Genomic DNA, 17,818 nt, shown 5'->3' with positions numbered 1-17,818 from the left:
TCAAAATCGAAACTCCTATAAAACGACGAAAGCTGCCATCCATAATGGATAGCAGCATTTCTGTTGAATCTGTTTTTAATAGTTATTATGTTGTAATTATTCTATAGTATATCATATATTTTTATAAGATGGCACAGTTTTGTTTCAAGTATATACGGAAAACTTGTGTTTTCGCAATACCTTTGGTATATATGAATATTGTTCATAAAAAGATCGGAAAGGAAGACAACAAGTGAAGACAGAGAAATTTTTTACCCATCCGATTGGCGTATTAATTGCTGCAATAGTAGCGACTTTTTTATGGGGGAGCGCATTCCCTTTTATTAAATTAAGTTATGGTGAACTTGGAATTCAGCCACAAGAAGTTGGGGAGCAAATATTATTTGCTGGCTATCGTTTCTTTTTATCTGGAGTAATGCTTTTATTCTTTTTTAAAGTGTTAGGAAAAGATATGAATTTCAAAAAGGGGACGGGGAAACAGTTAGTACAAATTGGTTTATTTCAAACATTTCTGCAATATATATGCTTTTATATTGGAATGAGTTATAGTTCCGGTATTGAAGGAGCTATCATTTCAGGAACATCATCATTCTTTCAAATTTTACTCGCGCATTTTTTATATAAAGATGATGCTCTCAATATGAGAAAAATAATTGGGGTCTCTATCGGCTTTTGTGGTGTCGTTTTAGTAAATGTACCGAGTGATGGTAGTTTGTCATTTCATTTCGGAATCGGTAGCTTATTACTTCTTAGTGCAGCAATGTTGTATTCATATGGAAATATATTGGCGAAAGAAGGAAGTAAAACATTAGATGTTGGCTATATGACGGCATACCAAATGATTTTTGGTTCTATCGGGCTATTATGTATAGGGGCTTTGCAAGTTGGAGTCATGCCATTTACATTTAGTGTACATGCAATATTTATGCTTATCTATTTATCTTTCTTATCCGCAGCAGGCTTTTGCATTTGGAATACAATTATGAAGTACAATAAGGTTGGAAAAGTATCAATGTATATGTTCTTTATACCCGTATTTGGTGTGTTATTATCGAGCATGATTTTAGGAGAAGCAATTCATTCATTTGTATTATTCGGTTTAGCGTGTGTAGCCGCCGGAATTATTGTGGTGAATCGGACGCCAGCTAAGCAAAAAATGGAGCAAGAAAAACAAGTAGCATAGATAAAGTGAAAACGATTACAATGGAAGAACAGTACTGTTCTTCTTTTTTTAGATAGAAAAAGGATAATAGACTAGGTGTAACGAAAAAAGATACAAAAAGCATTTATTGAGGAGAACATGTTATGAATCTACTTTACATGGTGTTAATTGGGCAAATCATTCTTTTTTTTATTGGTGCAATGTACGCAATAGGACAGACAAAAAAGACGAGAAATAATATGCCTTTACCTTTAGCAGTGCGTCTAATTCTTAGTTTTTCTTTAACAGGAAGTGCAATATGGATTTGGTTACAAGATCCATCAGTAGAGTATAGTACGTGGGTTGCACTAGGTATGACGTTATCAACTGTAGGAGATTTATTTATGGCAGGTTTGATTCCAATTGGTCACCGATTAATTGGAGGGATGATTACTTTCGCTCTTGCACATTGTTTTTATGTAAAAGCATTTTTGCAAACAGGCATTTCATGGAACGGTTTTTGGATTGGTTTACTCGTATACGGGCTCTTTCTCATTATAGGATGGTTCTTCTTTATCCGAAATGATAAACAAGATAAATTGTTTACTATAGGAGCGCTAATTTACGGATTGTGGGTTGGAGGAATGGCTTGTTTTGCATTCGCCTTATACTATGAGAATACAGGAATATGGTGGATACCAGCTTTTGGTGGTTTACTATTTGTGATTTCTGATTTTATTATTGGTGTGACAGATATTGGAGGGCGCAAATTAAAGTATGAACCACTTTGGATTTGGTTTACATATGTAGTGGCTCAAATGTGTATTGTATATGTGGGAATATAAAAAGATACTCTCAAAATAGTGGATAGACTATTTTGAGAGTATCTTTTTTGTTACTATGCTACGATGTTTTTTTGTTGTAGAGCAGAAAGGCTGTATTCATCTGCTGCTTTATAACCTTGAGATAATAAATCGTTGATGTAAAGCTTGTTGTAAATAAAACAGAAGACTAAGTTAGAAAATCCGAATGTAAACATGCTAGCGATTAAAATAATTAAAAACCATTTCCAATCTCCACGGAATATAGCAGGAAAGAAACCAAAGAAAAATACAGTCCAACTGAAACCAATTTTTGCTTGCTTAATTTGGCCAGTATTTTCATTTTTAAGCATAACTTTCATAGAAAAAGTCCTCCTAAGTAAATAAAAATATAATAATAAATGCAAGATATAGCATGTCAAAATAATACATTTTTGGATATTGATATTTATAAGTTTGCAATATTCAGATTTTGAAATTCATGATTTTGTGGAAATTAAGCAGTTGAAGTCCTTATAATAAAAGTAAAAAGATGATGAGATGGTGGAATGATGCAAAAGAAAAAACGTTGGCGTGAATTCTTTGGAACAATTGCAATTGCATGTTTGTTGGTGTTTTTAGCGAAAATTTTCGTGTTTTTTCCTACGACTGTAAAAGGGGCGTCCATGAAGCCAACATTACAAGATGGGGATAAGGTGATTGTGAATAAGTTGGCAAAGCAATTTGAAAGTTATGGGAGAGAAGATATTATTGTTGTGAAGACGGATAATTTTTATGTGAAAAGGGTTATTGCTTTGCCTGGCGATGTCATTGAGGTGAGAAATGATCAATTATATGTGAATCATGAAGTGATAGAGGAAGCGTATTTGTATAGTAATAAAAAACAAGCTGAAAAAAAACTTATGAATTTAACAGAGGACTTTGGACCAATTACAGTTCCTAAAAATAAGATTTTTGTTATGGGAGATAATCGCTTAATAAGCAGGGATAGTAGAAATGGTTTAGGACTTATTGATAAAGCAGATGTACTAGGAGAATTAGCGGCAATTTATTATCCATTTGAACATATGAAAATAATGAATTAAAGTAAAAAACCAAGCAAATTACAGTTTGCTTGGTTTTTTTATGTTAAATCGTAGGAGACTGATTAAATTCATAGACGTCTTCATTGTTTTTGTTCGTACTTAAAACGAATTTGTGCTGCAATAGTTGCAGTTTAAAGAATGCTAACGGATCGTGATAAGTTTCTGGGTTGCTTCTTAACGTTGCTAATGTTTGTTCGTCTTCCTGTATTTCAAGTTGAGCGGCTTCTACATTTTGTTTCAATATGCTAAGTGGATCTTTAAAGAACATCATGATATCTCGTTCTAGTGCGCCTTCAAATACTTCAAATTGAAGGAAGAATTGTTTTGAGATTGTTTGAGCAATTTCCGTATAGTCTTCCGTTTCAATGTATTGTTTATATTTGTTTGCAAGCATAGATTGATTTTTTTGCATGTTACCAAATAGTTTTCCCGCACTCTTTAAGAAAAATTGTGTCGGTGTAAAGCGTAATAAAATATTGATGTTCGATACTGTAATTCTATTTGTCATACGTACAACATCTCGATGCCAATCATCTAGTAATTTGAAATCGCAAGGAAGTTTCATGCGTTCTTCTTTATATAATTTATTAAATGTTTCACTCATTTCATCTAAATAAGATTGAGCTTGAATAAATTCATTATGCGCTGTTTCAATCCACTCCTGAATAAACCCAGTAAATTTAGGAAGAAGCACTTGCTGTACATGTTTTTGAATTCGTTCATTCATTGCAGTATTTAATTCTTCATGAACTAATTTGAAATCACTATCTTCTTGAACAAGGTCAGAACAGCTCTGTAATAATTCAGGAATTTGAGAATGGATATCTCGTGTGATTTCTTCTTTCGTTAAAAGATAAGATTCTGTAATAGAACGAATTTTATCTTTTTCAAGAGCAGTAAGATTGTTAATAAATCCGTTTAATTTTACTGAGATATGTTTATTCCATCGTACTGATTTCACTAATGTATTTTCTAATTCCACACGTTCATTTACAAGGTATGCGATTGTCTTTTGAGTAAACCATATTAGTTTTTCTATACGTTCTTGTTCCATGTCGCGTCCTGTCAGATTAGAAAGAATAGACTCTGTCACGGCCCCAAGTTGCTGGCTACTCTCTTGTGAAGGAGAGTATGGGAAGAGCTGTGCATTTGGGAAATGGACTTTAATCTTACTCATTAGTTTTTCATTATTGTCCGCACTATTTGTGTGTAATACGAAATGAATTTGTAAGTTTGGCACTTGTTCACGTAAATAAAGTAATGTATCAAGCTCTTCACCATGTAATGGTGAAGCAGAATTTAATACGTAAATAAGGCTATCTGCTGCTTGTAAGTATTCAAAATATGGGCTGTTTTTATCCACTTGCCCTTGAATAGATGGCGTAACAAGAAATGCAAACTTATTTTTTCTTAAAAATCTACTTGGTAACTTAATTTCTATGCATTTTTTCTCAAGTTCTGACTCGGAAGGTGTAGCCATTATTTGATGGAATTCATCAAAGTTCGGTATATTGTGCACATCTAACGCAGTGAATTCTGTTATTTCAGTTTGGCTATCATCTTTAAATAGAATAGGAGTTGTTACAGTCTCAGTTAAGATGTTCTCTCCTAATATTGAATTGACGAATGATGACTTATCATGGTCACTAGTTCCCGCTATTAGTAATTGTGTAACATTTAAATCACATAGTTCATGAACGAGTAATGTAAATTGATGACTTAAATCCACATCGTTTTTTTCAGCCCATACAGCAATTGTTTCGAATAAATGAGAAACGGTTTCCATATTTACATTTGTTTCAGCTGTTGAATTAGAGAGTAGGGCTCCCGCACTTTTTACGAGTAATGACTCTAAAGTTGTAGGTGAAACTTCATTCCACGCTAATACTGCAGCAGAGACAAATAGGGCATCTTTTGCTTTCGTTAAACTAAACCAATTTGTTAATAAATCGGGTACAAGGCCTTGCATTTCATGCATGAAATGCTCACCAGTAATTAATTCAAGGTACGTATCTTGATAGCGTTCAACAATTTCATGCCAATCGTCATTGTTGTCTGTTTCAATATGTAAGAATAAATGATTTATTGTTTGAATCCAAGATAGATGCAATGTTTCATTTTGATAGCTGTTCCAAAGAACAATAACAAGTTCTTTAAATTGGACTTGATCAATTGTATATAGAGCTTTTAAAGATTCATAGAAATATTCTGGTTTGATTTGTTTCGTAAATCCTTGATTCACATAATTGATTAAAGTGTCAAACCAGTGTAATGATTTTGTTCGAATGCCTTCTTGAACGGCAAGTTCGATGGCGTTATTCCAATCTTCTTGTTTTTCATAGAATGAGCGAGCAATTGAAGTAATATTTGGATAGTCAGGTTGAAATGCAACAGCCTCACTAATCGTCTTAAATGCTAGACCTAAACGCTCTTGTTCGATATAAAGAGAAAGAAGTTGTAAGGAAACTTCCATTGTAAGAGTTGTATCTTCCGTTTGGATAGATTGATACATTTCTTCTGCCTTTGGCAAGAATCCTAGTTCAAAATAAGAATCTGCAATATTTTTGGTTGCCCAAAGTGCAAGCTCGTTATTTACTTTCTCCCATTTAAATATCGCTGCTTCAAAGTCTTTATTTTGGTAATAAAATTCACCTTGAGCAAAGCGGATATTAGAAATGTTGGAGAATTCATTTGTAGATTCATTTATATATGCTTCACCGAGTACTTCTGATACTGGAGTAGAAGTTTCTTCTGTTAAAAATGTTTTATAGTAAACCTTTTGGATAAATTGATTTTCAATGGTCATGTTCGTTCCCCCTGTATAATTTAGAAAAATGATGTTGTATGTAAAGGGTGCATGTTCTTTTAATAGGTAGAAGTTGCATTATATCGACCAAACTATGTTTTTGCTAGGTATATCATTTTTCCTGAGAGTTAAACCGTTGCGAAAAGTAACTTTCCTTTATTGTAACAAAAAAACAAGCATATGAATTTTTATTTTTTAATCCCGCTATTTATGGATAGTAAGACGAGCGCTTCACAAAACGGTGAATACAAGGGGAGTAGGCGAGAGTCGGGCGTACGATTGATGTGTGCTAATAATGAGTGAAGAGGAATAAATCCTCACTCATTAATGGCTCGATTTCTTCCTGTTAAAGGAATGGATAGAAGTAGAGTTCATTATAAAAACAATGTATAGTGAATATGTATACCATGTTTGTCTGAAAGATAGAAAGGGCACAATGTGGAATAACGATCGTGCATAGGATGTGTCTTCCGAATGGAACAACATATTGGCGAGTTAATCGCGCATTATGGGTATTTTGGAATTATTATAGCTTTAGCTGGCGGGATTGTTGGATTACCGATACCAGACGAGTTTTTATTGACCTTCGTTGGTTATAACGTTTCAAAAGGCGTTATGTCAGGAACTGCTGCTTTTTTAAGTGGGATGGCTGGTGCGATGTTAGGCATTACATTAAGTTACATATTAGGTTTAAAACTTGGACTCCCTGTTTTAAAAAAATATGGGCCGAAAATTAGAATTAAGGAACATCACATTGAAAAAACACATATTTTATTTGAAAAATATGGTCCATTTCTTTTAATGATTGGTTACTTTATCCCAGGAGTACGTCATTTAACAGCATATTTTGCTGGAGTGTCGAATTTAACACTTTGGCGTTTTTGTTTGTACGCTTACGGTGGTGCGCTTATTTGGATAAGTGTTTTTATTGGACTTGGCTGGAAATTAGGAGAGAAGTGGCGTTTCGTTGAGTATAGTTTACATCATTATGGAATATGGATTTTATTCATTTCAATAGTTGTTACAGGTGTTGTCTGGTTTTACATAAAGAAAAAGAAAAACCGCTAATAAGCGGTTTTTTTAGCTGAAAGCAATAAATAGTACACCAGCTGTAATAAAGACTACACCAACGCCAGTCATAAAGTTTAACTTTTCACCGAGTATAATCATCGCGAGAATGATAGAAAATACGACGCTTAATTTATCGACAGGAGCCACTTGTGAAACTTTCCCTGTTTTGAGGGCAAGAAAATAAAATAGCCATGACGAAGCACCTGCAATTCCGCTTAATGTGATAAAGAGCAGTGCTTTTTTATTTAGCAGTACGTCGCCAATATTTTGAAATTTACCTTGTATAATAATAACGCCTACCATAAATAATGCCATAATAATAGAGCGAATCGTTGTCGCGACATTGGCATCGATTCCATCTAAACCAATCTTTCCAAAAATAGATACAAGGGCAGCAGTAATTGCTGATAATAGTGCGAATAAGAGCCATGAACTCATAGTAAAATTCCTCCAATCTTACATTATTATACATGAAAATCATTCTCACGTATAAAGTGAAACTTTAATCAGTGGGATTTTACCGCCTCGCAAATAGCTGGATAGATAACGAAATAATCCCCACCTTATATTTTTAATAAGGTGGGGATTATTATACTACTCTGCAATTTCTTCATATAAAAAGTACGTTACATTATAAATATGTTCCACTTCATCGTCTGTCATAAACAATAATTCGTCACGTTCAATCCCTTTTTTCTTTTCAATAAACTCAATCATGTTTTTGCGTTCTTCTCTTTTCATCAATTTTATTTCTCCTCTCAATCTGTTTTAATACAGTTTATTTAAGTTAATTCTATTATATAACAGAATCTTTAGAAAGTTCCACCTATTTTATTGTTTTTTTCAGAAGAACTTTTCGACAAAACAAGCCCACCTAAAGGGGGGCTTGTTTTGTTTTATAGTCGTAAAAACTCGGGCTCCGTCGTACCGGCACCATCGATGTAATAAATTGTGTCAGGATTGATTTTAATTAGTACATAATTAGGGTCTTCAGGACCGAGTAACCAACGCTTTAAGCTATTATTCCAAAACTTGTTTTTTAATGTGGAGTCTTCCTCGATGGAGGCTAAGCCTTCAACTTCAATATAATCTTCATCTAATTTTTTTCCTTCACGCCCAAGTAGTACATGTACATTTGGATTGTTTTCGATATCTGTTATCTTTTTTGATTGTCGATCTGTTGCAACATACAGTACAAAATCTTCATGGAAAAACATCATAAAGGCGCTATGAGGTTTCTCATTTCGTACTGTAGATAATACACCAGTACGTTGACCTTGAATAATAGTTGCGATTTTTTCTTTTAAGTGCATAATTTTAACCCCTTTTCACAATTTATAATTCTGTCTGTTTAAACAAGATAATTTAAATATCTTTCATACTGTTTTCTTCAATCCGATTTTTTAAACGTAATTGTGATGAAATGGGACAAGTTAGGAGAAGAATAATAATAATATCGAGGAGAAATACATACGATGGAAGGATGGAAAGCATGTTTAATAAAATATTTCTTATAGTAGCGCTGATTGGGGTACCACTTTCTGTACTTGGAAAAACGCTTCATTGGCCTCAAACAATTATGTTCGCTGTGTATTGCATTACGATTATCGCATTAGCGGGTTTTATGGGGAGAGCGACAGAAAGTTTGGCAATTGTATCTGGTCCTAGAATAGGTGGATTATTAAATGCTACTTTCGGTAATGCTGTTGAACTAATCATTTCAATTTTTGCACTTCAAGCAGGATTAATTGAGGTGGTGTTAGCCTCTTTAACGGGTTCTGTACTTGGAAATTTATTATTAGTAGGAGGGCTATCCTTCTTTGTAGGAGGGCTCAAATACAAAAGACAAAGTTTTAATGTGTATGATGCAAGGCATAATTCAGCTTTATTAATCTTTGCTGTAGTAGTAGCTTTTGTTATTCCAGAGATTTTTTCAATGAAGATGGATGCTGGAAAGACGTACCAATTAAGTATTGGTGTTTCTATTATTATGATTATTATGTACCTTGCTGCATTGCTATTTAAGTTAGTTACGCACCGCGGTGTATATCAACATAAAAGTGATGAAGTCGCTCATGAGGAAGAACCAGAGTGGTCAAAAGGTAAAGCACTACTCATTTTAGCAATAGCGACAATTGCGGTAGCTTATGTATCAGAGGCGCTCGTGCATACATTTGAGACAGTTGCAAAATCATTTGGTTGGTCAGAATTATTTATAGGGGTTATTATCGTTGCAATTGTTGGGAATGCAGCGGAACATGCATCTGCAATTATTATGGCCTATAAAAATAAAGTAAATATTGCAGTGGAAATTGCAATAGGTTCTACGTTACAAATTGCTATGTTTGTTGCTCCTGTATTAGTACTACTTTCTATGTTCTTCACGCAAAGGATGCCTTTAGTATTTACAATACCAGAACTTGTTTCTATGATTACAGCTGTTTTCTTAACGATTGCGATTTCAAATGATGGAGATACAAACTGGTTTGAAGGCGGTACTTTATTAGCGGCGTATGTCATTATGGGAATTGGTTTTTATTTATTATGAAAAATAGGCATAACAATTGTGCCCAGAGAAAACAATAAACAAAGTAGTATATACCTTTACGTAGGAAGGAGCCACACAGGTGAAACGAGTATACAGCATATGTCTTTCAACTATGGTCTCGTTTATTCTATTATTTCCTAACATGAGTTTTGCAAAGACAACGGTAAAAACAAAAATGCCTTCATCTGTTTTAAATATTTCTAAAGACAATACATTTCCAAATGATGCGCAAGATTTACCGCGTTTACAGCCGAGTAAGTTTGCTCAAGAATTATTGAAAACAGCAAATATTAAAATTGAAAATCCGGACTTAATTCGAATGTTTAACGAAACGACAATTTCGAATGCGCCGCTTGCGGTAGGGTACCGAGCGAAAATTTATTTAGGGCAATGGGCTTTACATTATGAATCGGTTGATACATCGATTAATTGGGAATATAAACAAGTAAATCGAAATGTGTACGATAATCGCGGAGGAGACCGTTTATATCCACTTCGCTATAAGCAAGAAACGCAAAAGACGGTTGAGGGTGATTTAACAGCAGATATGAAAGATGCGGTAGATGTGAAAAAAATGATGCTTCTCAAAGCTCTTGAAAAAGTACAATTGCCCCTTTCATTTAAAACGACCATTGGTTATGGTACTGGACATGATCGCGTGTATAATATTAGTCCGAGTCAACTTGGATATTTGTATGCTTATACACCAGCCGTAAATGAAAAAGGCAAAGTAACATTTGGAGAAGTGTATCTTGTGTTAAAGGGAAATCAAAAAAGGCTTGTTGTAAAAAATATTACTTCTCAAGGAATTGGAGCTGCTATTCCAATTCATGATCATTTGTATTTTAAATTCATTTCTTCTTCTCACTCGCAATAACATAAAAAGACGTCAGCTTATAAGCTGACGTTTTTTTATAATGTAATATTTGCTGTTTTTGATAAGAAATCTTCTGTCGGATAGTAGCTGTTTTTTACAAGAACATTCGGTCCAAGACATTTTACTGCAGGACAGTGACAGCTTAATGATTTTGCTGTTTTTGAAGCGCTCCATTTTTCATACGCTTCTTGTAACGTGTTTGTTTGTATGTTTCCTAGAAGTGGAACATCACCAAAGTCCGTTACAATAATATTTCCATCGAAAATATTTACATTTAAACGAGAACGGCCATCTGGATCATTACGAACTGTGACATTTTTGCTCTCTTGTAATTTTTTAAATGTGGCAATATCTCGTTCGTCATCGCTACAAGCATAGAAAGGTAAAGTTCCAAATAACATCCATACATTTTCATCGCGAATTTCTAGTAAATGCTCAATTGCATCCCGAATTTCAGCTTTTGTTAAAATCTCTAGATTACTCGCGAAGTCACTTGGATACATTGGGTGAACCTCATGACGTTTACATCCCATTTCGTCAACGATTTGACGATGAATATGTTCAATGTGTGGCAGAGTTCGTTTATTCAGCATCGTTTCGGCTGATACAAGTACACCTGCATCTGATAGAGCCTTACTATTTGTAATCATGCGTTCAAATAATTTAGCACGTTGTTCATACGTAGGTTTACGCTCCATCATTGCAAATCCACCTTCAACGAAGTCGTCAATTGTTCCCCAGTTATGAGATATATGCAATACGTCTAAGTAAGGAATAATTTGTTCGTAACGTGCTAAATCTATAGTTAAGTTTGAGTTGATTTGAGTGCGAACGCCTCGTTCATGGGCATATTTTAAGAGTGGTGTTACATAGTTGTCGACGGATTTTTTTGAAAGCATAGGTTCTCCGCCAGTAATGCTTAAAGAACGTAAATGAGGAATCTCATCTAATCGTTTTAATAAAAGATCCATCGGAAGCGGATTCGGGTCTTTCGGCTGTAACGTGTAACCAACAGCGCAATGCTCACAGCGCATATTGCATAACGTCGTCGTTGTAAATTCAACATTTGTTAATAGTAGTTTGCCGTACTCTTCAAGGTCCATATACGCTTCCCATGGATCGTAAGAAGGAGTAATCGGCTTCATTTTTTGTGATATCGTCATATGAAATACTCCTTTGACTATTGAAATAACAATTTGTCCATTCTCTATAATAGAAGAATATGTGCTTTTTATAAAGCGAAACTTTTTAGCGGAAAAAGAGAGAGGGCTTACATTATAGCGAATAACCGTGACAAAATTGATGAAATTTCATGCCCATAGCAATCATTTTTGCGGTATAATAAAAGCAACTCGAATTAAAAGGAGAGTGCCTTCATGGGAAAAGCAATTCAAGATAAAGATACACAATTAGTATATTTAAAGGAACGTTTAAATATGTTCATTGAAGTAATTGATACAATTGAACCTGAAGAAGTAGAGTTAGAAGATGTAGATCGTCTTCTTGCGATGTTAGATGAATTAGAATTAAAATGTGAGCAATTTAAAAAAGACGAATAATATATTAAAAAGGCTGCCAATACAAAATTGGCAGCCTTTTTCTGTAAGGATAATAGAAGGACGATAGAAAAAAAGGTATAATCAAGTTGTGAAAAATTTCATCTATGCTTTAATAGCGTGAAACAAATAAAAAGCTGAAGAGCATAACAATGGGATTTCATCTCATAACGTTTTGGTAGCGTTCACAATTGAGGGGGAAGTAACAATGGAAAAGCTTCAAGAAAGCATGTATCAACTAATTGTTGAAACGTCAACGAACTTACCGAAAGATGTTCGTCGTGCGATACAACAAGCGAAAGAGCGAGAAAATGCAGGGACTCGTTCTGCGATGGCACTTGGCACCATTACGAATAATATTAAAATGGCTGATGATAACATCTCACCAATTTGCCAAGATACAGGGATGCCAACGTTTAAAATTTATACACCAGTTGGTGTGAATCAATTAAAGTTGAAGGAGGCTATCTATAATGCGCTTGAGCGGGCGACAAAAGATGGTAAACTTCGTCCCAATTCTGTTGATTCTCTTTTTGGAGACAATAGTGGAAATAATTTAGGGCCAGGTACACCGGTTATTAAGTTTGAACAATGGGAAAAAGATTATATTGATGCACGTTTAATTCTAAAGGGTGGTGGCTGTGAGAATAAAAATATTCAGTATAGCTTACCGTGTGAATTAGAAGGACTTGGACGCGCAGGCCGTGATTTAGAAGGGATTCGTAAATGCCTTCTTCATGCAGTATATCAAGCACAAGGTCAAGGGTGTAGTGCAGGTGTAATTGGTGTTGGTATCGGGGGAGACCGCACATCAGGTTACGAATTAGCAAAAAATCAATTATTCCGTACATTAGATGATATCAATCCAATCCCAGAGTTACAACAACTTGAAGAGTACGTATTAGAAAATGCGAATAAGCTTGGCATTGGTACGATGGGATTTGGCGGAGAAACAACTTTACTTGGCTGTAAAATTGGTGTGTATAACCGTCTGCCAGCTAGCTTCTACGTATCTGTGGCGTATAATTGCTGGGCATATCGCCGCCTTGGCGTAACAATCCATCCTGAAACAGGAGATATTATGGATTGGCTATATCAAGAAGGTGAAGATACACTTCAGCATGAAGTACAAGAAAAAACAGAGCAACGTGAGATTGTATTACAAGCACCAATTACAGAAGAGCAAATTCGTGAACTCCGCGTTGGTGATGTTGTAACAATTAATGGCATGATGTATACAGGTCGTGACGCAATCCATAAGCATTTAATGGATAACGATTGTCCAGTAGATTTAAATGGACAAATTATTTACCACTGTGGTCCAGTTGTTGTGAAAGATGAAAATGACAATTGGCAAATTAAAGCGGCAGGTCCAACGACAAGTATTCGTGAAGAACCGTACCAAGGCGATATTATGAAGAAATTCGGTATTCGCGCTGTCATTGGTAAAGGCGGTATGGGTGCGAAAACATTAGCGGCTTTAGAAGAACACGGCGGTGTATATTTAAACGCAATCGGTGGTGCAGCGCAATATTATGCTGAATGTATTAAAGAAGTGAAAGCTGTTGATTTCTTACAATTTGGTATTCCAGAGGCAATGTGGCATTTACGTATCGATGGATTTAAAGCAGTTGTAACGATGGATTCTCATGGTAATAGCTTACATGCAGATGTTGATAAAACATCACTTGAAAAATTAGCGAGCTTTAAAGAGCCAGTATTTAAGTAAACAAAAATGCATCTCGAATCATTCGAGATGCATTTTTTTGGTATATATAGAAAAACATGCTCAGCATGAAAGAATACATAGCGACAGAAACTACAAGTACGATTATATATGGAAAGGAGACTATTTATGAAATATAAATGGTTATATGTCGGTCTCATTTTTTCAATTATGATGGCACTTGTTCCAGTTTCAGCATTAGCTTATACAAATACTCCACATAACTGGGGAATCCCGCGTCCTAAAAATGAAACAGTACCAGATGCAGGAAAGTTATATACAGATTTACTACAAAAAAATGGCGGGTTTTATTTAGGAGATACGAAGAAAAAAGATATTTATTTAACATTTGATAATGGATATGAGAATGGATACACAGGGAAAATCTTAGATGTACTAAAAGAGAAAAAAGTACCAGCAACTTTCTTTGTAACGGGGCATTATATTAAAACACAAAAAGATTTATTGTTAAGAATGAAGGATGAAGGGCATATCATTGGAAACCACTCATGGAGTCATCCTGATTTTACAACGGTAAATGATGCGAAACTTCGTGAAGAATTAACGAGTGTAACAGAGGAAATTAAAAAAGTAACGGGGCAAAAAGAAGTGAAATATGTACGCCCTCCGCGAGGCGTGTTCAGTGAAAGAACGTTAGCTCTTACGAAAGAAATGGGCTATTATAATGTATTTTGGTCACTTGCATTTTTGGATTGGAAAGTGGACGAGCAAAGAGGATGGCAATATGCACATAATAATGTCATGACGATGATTCATCCGGGATCTATTTTATTACTTCATGCGATATCAAAAGATAATGCAGAAGCACTTGCGAAAATCATTGATGATTTGCGCGAGAAAGGGTATCATTTTAAAAGTCTAGATGACTTAGTAAAAAGCAATCAACCGTAAGCATGTATGCTTGCGGTTTTCTCATGCTATAATGATGTGTAAAAAGGATGGGGAAACGTATGTGGAGCGAACATGTTACGTTAGAGTATCCGTATCATTTTGAAGAAGTATTAAAACGTTTATCTTTTGATCCTCTTAACGTCATTCAATTAGATGAGAAAGTTATTTATGTCCCGCTTTGTATAGACGAGGAACAGATTGTTGTTCGCCTGCAAGGGATTGGTACTGTTCAAAATCCACAGTTTTGGATTTCTAGTCAGACAGGAGATCCAGAGAAAGTCATGAAACGAATGAGGGCCATTTTTCATTGGAATGAACCGTTTCAAGATATACAAAATCATTTTTTAAACACATCATTACGTCCACTATTTGAAACATATGCTTATACTCCAATTATTTTAGAATTTGATTATTTTGCTTGTCTTCTTCGCTGTATCATTCATCAACAGATAAATTTGAAATTTGCTACTGTATTAACAGAACAGTTTGTGAAACGATATGGAACAGAGAAGAACGGTGTATTCTTTTTCCCCACTCCGGAAATAGTAGCAAATATTTCAATAGAAGAATTGAGAGAGCAGAAGTTTAGTCAACGAAAGGCTGAATATATAGTAGGATTAGGTCGAAGTATTGTCAGCGGTACATTAGACTTAGCGAGTATAGAAACCAGGGCGGAAGAAGAGGTTTCAGCACAATTGTTACCAATTAGAGGGATTGGTACATGGACAGTGCAAAATTTTTTAATGTTTGGGCTTGGACGGAAAAATATGTTTCCGAAAGCGGACATTGGGATTCAGCGTGCAGTACAAGGGATATTTCGATTAGAGGATAAACCTGATGATGCATTTTTAGAAAAAGTGAAACAAGAGTGTGAACCATACTGCAGTTATGCAGCGTTATATTTATGGAAAAGTATAGAGTAGAGGTGTAATAATGATACAAAAGCAACATGAGAGTAAGTTGGAAGTTGGTCAAACGTTTCCTGTGACAATTAAACGTCTTGGGATTAACGGAGAAGGCGTTGGTTATTTTAAGAGACAAGTTGTTTTCATTCCAGGGGCATTACCAGGAGAAGAAGTTGTTGCAGAAACGACGAAAATTCAGCGTGGCTTCGCTGAAGCGAAAGTGAAAAAAGTTCGTAAAGCTTCACCACATCGTGTGAAAGCACCGTGTCCAGTATATGAGGAGTGTGGCGGTTGCCAATTGCAACATTTAGATTATAAAGAACAATTGAATCAAAAGCGTGATATCGTTGTACAAGCATTTGAGAAGTACATGAAAAACAGTATGGAAGAGAAAATTCGTCCAACACTTGGCATGGAAAATCCATGGCATTATCGCAATAAGAGTCAATTACAAGTGGGGCGTAAAGATGAAAAAGTTATTACAGGGCTATATAAACAAAACTCACATCAGTTAATTGATATTGCTCATTGTATGATTCAACATAAAGCAACGAATGAAGCGACAAAAGTTGTAAGACGTATTTTAGAAAAATTAAATGTTTCTATTTACAATGAGAAAAAACAAAAAGGTTTAGTACGTACAATTGTGACACGTACTGCAGTTCAAACAGGGGAAGTACAAGTTACACTTATTACAACAAAAGAAGAGTTGCCAAACAAAGAACAATTTATTGCAGAAGTACAAAAACAGATGCCAGCTGTTAAATCAATTATGCAAAATGTAAACTGGCGTAAAACATCTGTTATTTTCGGTGATAAAACATTTAAATTAGCTGGAAAAGAAGTAATTCAAGAAACACTTGGTGATTTATCATTTGAATTATCAGCACGTGCATTCTTCCAGTTGAATCCAGAACAAACAGTTGTACTATATAATGAAGCGAAAAAAGCCGCTGCTTTAACAGGCAATGAGAAAATTGTAGATGCGTATTGTGGCGTCGGTACAATCGGTCTTTGGCTTGCAAATGATGCAGCGGAAGTACGTGGTATGGATGTAATTCCAGAAGCAATTGCAGATGCAAGAAAAAATGCGAAGCGTCACGGATTTACAAATACGAAATATGAAGCAGGTAAAGCTGAACAATGGTTACCAAAATGGGTAAAAGAAGGATGGCGTCCAGATGTAATTGTTGTCGATCCACCACGTACAGGTTGCGATGATAAATTATTGGAAACAATTTTAAAAGTGAAGCCGAAACAAGTTGTTTACGTATCGTGTAATCCTTCTTCATTAGCACGTGATGTACAAGCATTAATGAAGAGCTATGAAGTGGAATATGTACAACCAGTTGATATGTTCCCGCACACAGCTCATGTAGAAAATGTAGTGAAGCTTGTTAGAAAGTAAAGTGTATTCATATTCCCTCATGTTATGGGGGAATATTTTCTATGAAGGAGAATATTATGCATAATTATAAATTAACAATTCAGTACGACGGTGCACGTTTTAAAGGATGGCAACGTCTCGGTAATAACGATAATACGATTCAAGGAAAAATCGAAAGTGTCATATCTGAAATGGTCGGAAAAGAAATTGAAATTATCGGTTGTAGTAGAACAGACGCTGGTGTACATGCTTTGAATCAGATTGCTAACTTTCAAAGTGATGAGAAGTTAGTGGAACATAAAGTGAAAAAATATTTAAATCAATATTTACCTAATGATATTAGCATTACGAATGTAGAAGAAGTACATGATCGCTTCCATGCTCGTTATAATTCTAAAGCAAAAACATATCTTTATAAGATTTGGAATGAAGAGCATACGAATCCATTTATGCGTAAATACAGCATGCATGTGAGTAAAAAATTAAATGTGAAAAACATGAAAGAAGCTGCGAAACATTTAGTTGGTTCACATGACTTTACTGCTTTCTCAAATGCGAAATCAAAGAAAAAGTCTATGGTTCGAGAAATATATTCACTTGAAGTGATGGAAGAGGCTGGATTTGTACAAATTAGAGTAAGTGGTAACGGATTCCTCCATAACATGGTACGAAAAATTGTTGGAGCATTAATTGAAGTTGGATTAGGACAATTAGATGCAGAAGCAATTCCACACATTTTAGAGGCGAAACAACGCAATCAAATTAACTGCCTTGCTGATGCGAGTGGGTTGTATTTGGAGCATGTTGAGTTTTAATGGCAAATAAAAAAATCGAGCTAAGTAGCTCGATTTTTTTACACGTTGTTGAAAAAAGATTTTGTCAATGAAAATGTCACCTAAAAGGTGACATTTTCACTTTCTATTTCATCTGTAATTTGGTAAGTTAAATATAGGCCAACTTTCTTTAGCGAGAGAAGTTTGGTC

General features: G+C 34.9%; 18 protein-coding genes. 12 read left to right on the top strand and 6 right to left on the bottom strand.

Annotation, left to right across the window (positions count from 1 at the left end; genetic code table 11):
* The first annotated feature begins 232 nt into the window (after positions 1-232).
* The gene (locus tag CO726_RS14775) at positions 233-1,183 is read left to right on the top strand and encodes a DMT family transporter (RefSeq protein ID WP_098759374.1); all 951 of its coding nucleotides are present in this window, start codon (positions 233-235) and stop codon (positions 1,181-1,183) included.
* Between the two features lie 122 nt (positions 1,184-1,305).
* On the top strand, positions 1,306-1,986 hold the full coding sequence (locus CO726_RS14770; protein WP_098759373.1) for a lysoplasmalogenase: 681 nt from the start codon (positions 1,306-1,308) through the stop codon (positions 1,984-1,986).
* 53 nt (positions 1,987-2,039) lie between these two features.
* On the opposite strand, the gene CO726_RS14765 is transcribed toward CO726_RS14770, so the two are convergent.
* Positions 2,040-2,324 (bottom strand): hypothetical protein, encoded by a 285-nt coding sequence (locus CO726_RS14765; RefSeq protein ID WP_071742188.1) that lies wholly within the window; start codon positions 2,322-2,324, stop codon positions 2,040-2,042.
* A 186-nt stretch (positions 2,325-2,510) separates the two neighbouring features.
* Here CO726_RS14765 and lepB point away from each other — a divergent pair, with 186 nt between their 5' ends.
* On the top strand, positions 2,511-3,047 hold the full coding sequence (lepB, locus tag CO726_RS14760; RefSeq protein ID WP_098759372.1) for a signal peptidase I: 537 nt from the start codon (positions 2,511-2,513) through the stop codon (positions 3,045-3,047).
* 43 nt (positions 3,048-3,090) lie between these two features.
* Here the strand turns inward: lepB and CO726_RS14755 are convergent, their stop codons facing one another.
* Complete coding sequence (locus tag CO726_RS14755; RefSeq protein WP_099684766.1) at positions 3,091-5,853, bottom strand: tetratricopeptide repeat protein; 2,763 nt, start codon at positions 5,851-5,853, stop codon at positions 3,091-3,093.
* Positions 5,854-6,327: 474 nt separating this feature from the next.
* Between CO726_RS14755 and CO726_RS14750 the strand changes: the two genes are divergently transcribed.
* Positions 6,328-6,921 (top strand): DedA family protein, encoded by a 594-nt coding sequence (locus CO726_RS14750; RefSeq protein ID WP_098759370.1) that lies wholly within the window; start codon positions 6,328-6,330, stop codon positions 6,919-6,921.
* A gap of 12 nt (positions 6,922-6,933) precedes the next feature.
* Here the strand turns inward: CO726_RS14750 and CO726_RS14745 are convergent, their stop codons facing one another.
* From CO726_RS14745 to CO726_RS14735, 3 genes are all read right to left on the bottom strand, one after another.
* On the bottom strand, positions 6,934-7,362 hold the full coding sequence (locus tag CO726_RS14745) for an EamA family transporter (protein ID WP_099684765.1): 429 nt from the start codon (positions 7,360-7,362) through the stop codon (positions 6,934-6,936).
* A gap of 156 nt (positions 7,363-7,518) precedes the next feature.
* The gene (locus CO726_RS14740; protein ID WP_000817786.1) at positions 7,519-7,665 is read right to left on the bottom strand and encodes a BH0509 family protein; all 147 of its coding nucleotides are present in this window, start codon (positions 7,663-7,665) and stop codon (positions 7,519-7,521) included.
* 155 nt (positions 7,666-7,820) lie between these two features.
* The gene (locus CO726_RS14735) at positions 7,821-8,237 is read right to left on the bottom strand and encodes a pyridoxamine 5'-phosphate oxidase family protein (protein WP_000550219.1); all 417 of its coding nucleotides are present in this window, start codon (positions 8,235-8,237) and stop codon (positions 7,821-7,823) included.
* A gap of 179 nt (positions 8,238-8,416) precedes the next feature.
* On the opposite strand from CO726_RS14735, the gene cax reads away from it, so the two are divergent.
* Both cax and CO726_RS14725 read left to right on the top strand, forming a co-directional pair.
* Positions 8,417-9,472, top strand: a complete 1,056-nt coding sequence (gene cax, locus CO726_RS14730; RefSeq protein WP_000482144.1) for a calcium/proton exchanger — start codon at positions 8,417-8,419, stop codon at positions 9,470-9,472.
* 79 nt (positions 9,473-9,551) lie between these two features.
* Positions 9,552-10,349, top strand: a complete 798-nt coding sequence (locus tag CO726_RS14725; RefSeq protein ID WP_099684764.1) for a YfkD famly protein — start codon at positions 9,552-9,554, stop codon at positions 10,347-10,349.
* 35 nt (positions 10,350-10,384) lie between these two features.
* Here the strand turns inward: CO726_RS14725 and yfkAB are convergent, their stop codons facing one another.
* Positions 10,385-11,512, bottom strand: coding sequence for a radical SAM/CxCxxxxC motif protein YfkAB (gene yfkAB, locus CO726_RS14720; protein WP_000156008.1), 1,128 nt, complete (start codon positions 11,510-11,512; stop codon positions 10,385-10,387).
* 213 nt (positions 11,513-11,725) lie between these two features.
* On the opposite strand from yfkAB, the gene CO726_RS14715 reads away from it, so the two are divergent.
* The 6 genes from CO726_RS14715 to truA all read left to right on the top strand — a co-directional run bounded on the left by CO726_RS14715 (position 11,726) and on the right by truA (position 17,650).
* Positions 11,726-11,908: an SE1561 family protein gene (locus tag CO726_RS14715; protein WP_000513558.1), complete on the top strand. Its 183-nt coding sequence runs from the start codon at positions 11,726-11,728 to the stop codon at positions 11,906-11,908.
* 205 nt (positions 11,909-12,113) lie between these two features.
* Positions 12,114-13,634, top strand: coding sequence for a class I fumarate hydratase (gene fumA, locus CO726_RS14710; RefSeq protein WP_099684763.1), 1,521 nt, complete (start codon positions 12,114-12,116; stop codon positions 13,632-13,634).
* Between the two features lie 126 nt (positions 13,635-13,760).
* Positions 13,761-14,543, top strand: a complete 783-nt coding sequence (gene pdaA, locus CO726_RS14705) for a delta-lactam-biosynthetic de-N-acetylase (protein WP_099684762.1) — start codon at positions 13,761-13,763, stop codon at positions 14,541-14,543.
* 59 nt (positions 14,544-14,602) lie between these two features.
* Positions 14,603-15,466: a DNA-3-methyladenine glycosylase family protein gene (locus tag CO726_RS14700; protein WP_099684761.1), complete on the top strand. Its 864-nt coding sequence runs from the start codon at positions 14,603-14,605 to the stop codon at positions 15,464-15,466.
* Between the two features lie 10 nt (positions 15,467-15,476).
* Complete coding sequence (gene rlmD, locus CO726_RS14695; protein WP_000615206.1) at positions 15,477-16,856, top strand: 23S rRNA (uracil(1939)-C(5))-methyltransferase RlmD; 1,380 nt, start codon at positions 15,477-15,479, stop codon at positions 16,854-16,856.
* Between the two features lie 56 nt (positions 16,857-16,912).
* Positions 16,913-17,650: a tRNA pseudouridine(38-40) synthase TruA gene (gene truA / locus CO726_RS14690; protein WP_099684863.1), complete on the top strand. Its 738-nt coding sequence runs from the start codon at positions 16,913-16,915 to the stop codon at positions 17,648-17,650.
* The last annotated feature ends 168 nt before the right edge of the window (positions 17,651-17,818 follow it).

It is taken from the genome of Bacillus fungorum (assembly GCF_002746455.1).
GTDB classification, from domain to species: domain Bacteria; phylum Bacillota; class Bacilli; order Bacillales; family Bacillaceae_G; genus Bacillus_A; species Bacillus_A fungorum.
The sequence above is the reverse complement of the archived record's forward strand: the minus strand, read 5'-3'. Positions and strand labels throughout refer to the sequence as shown.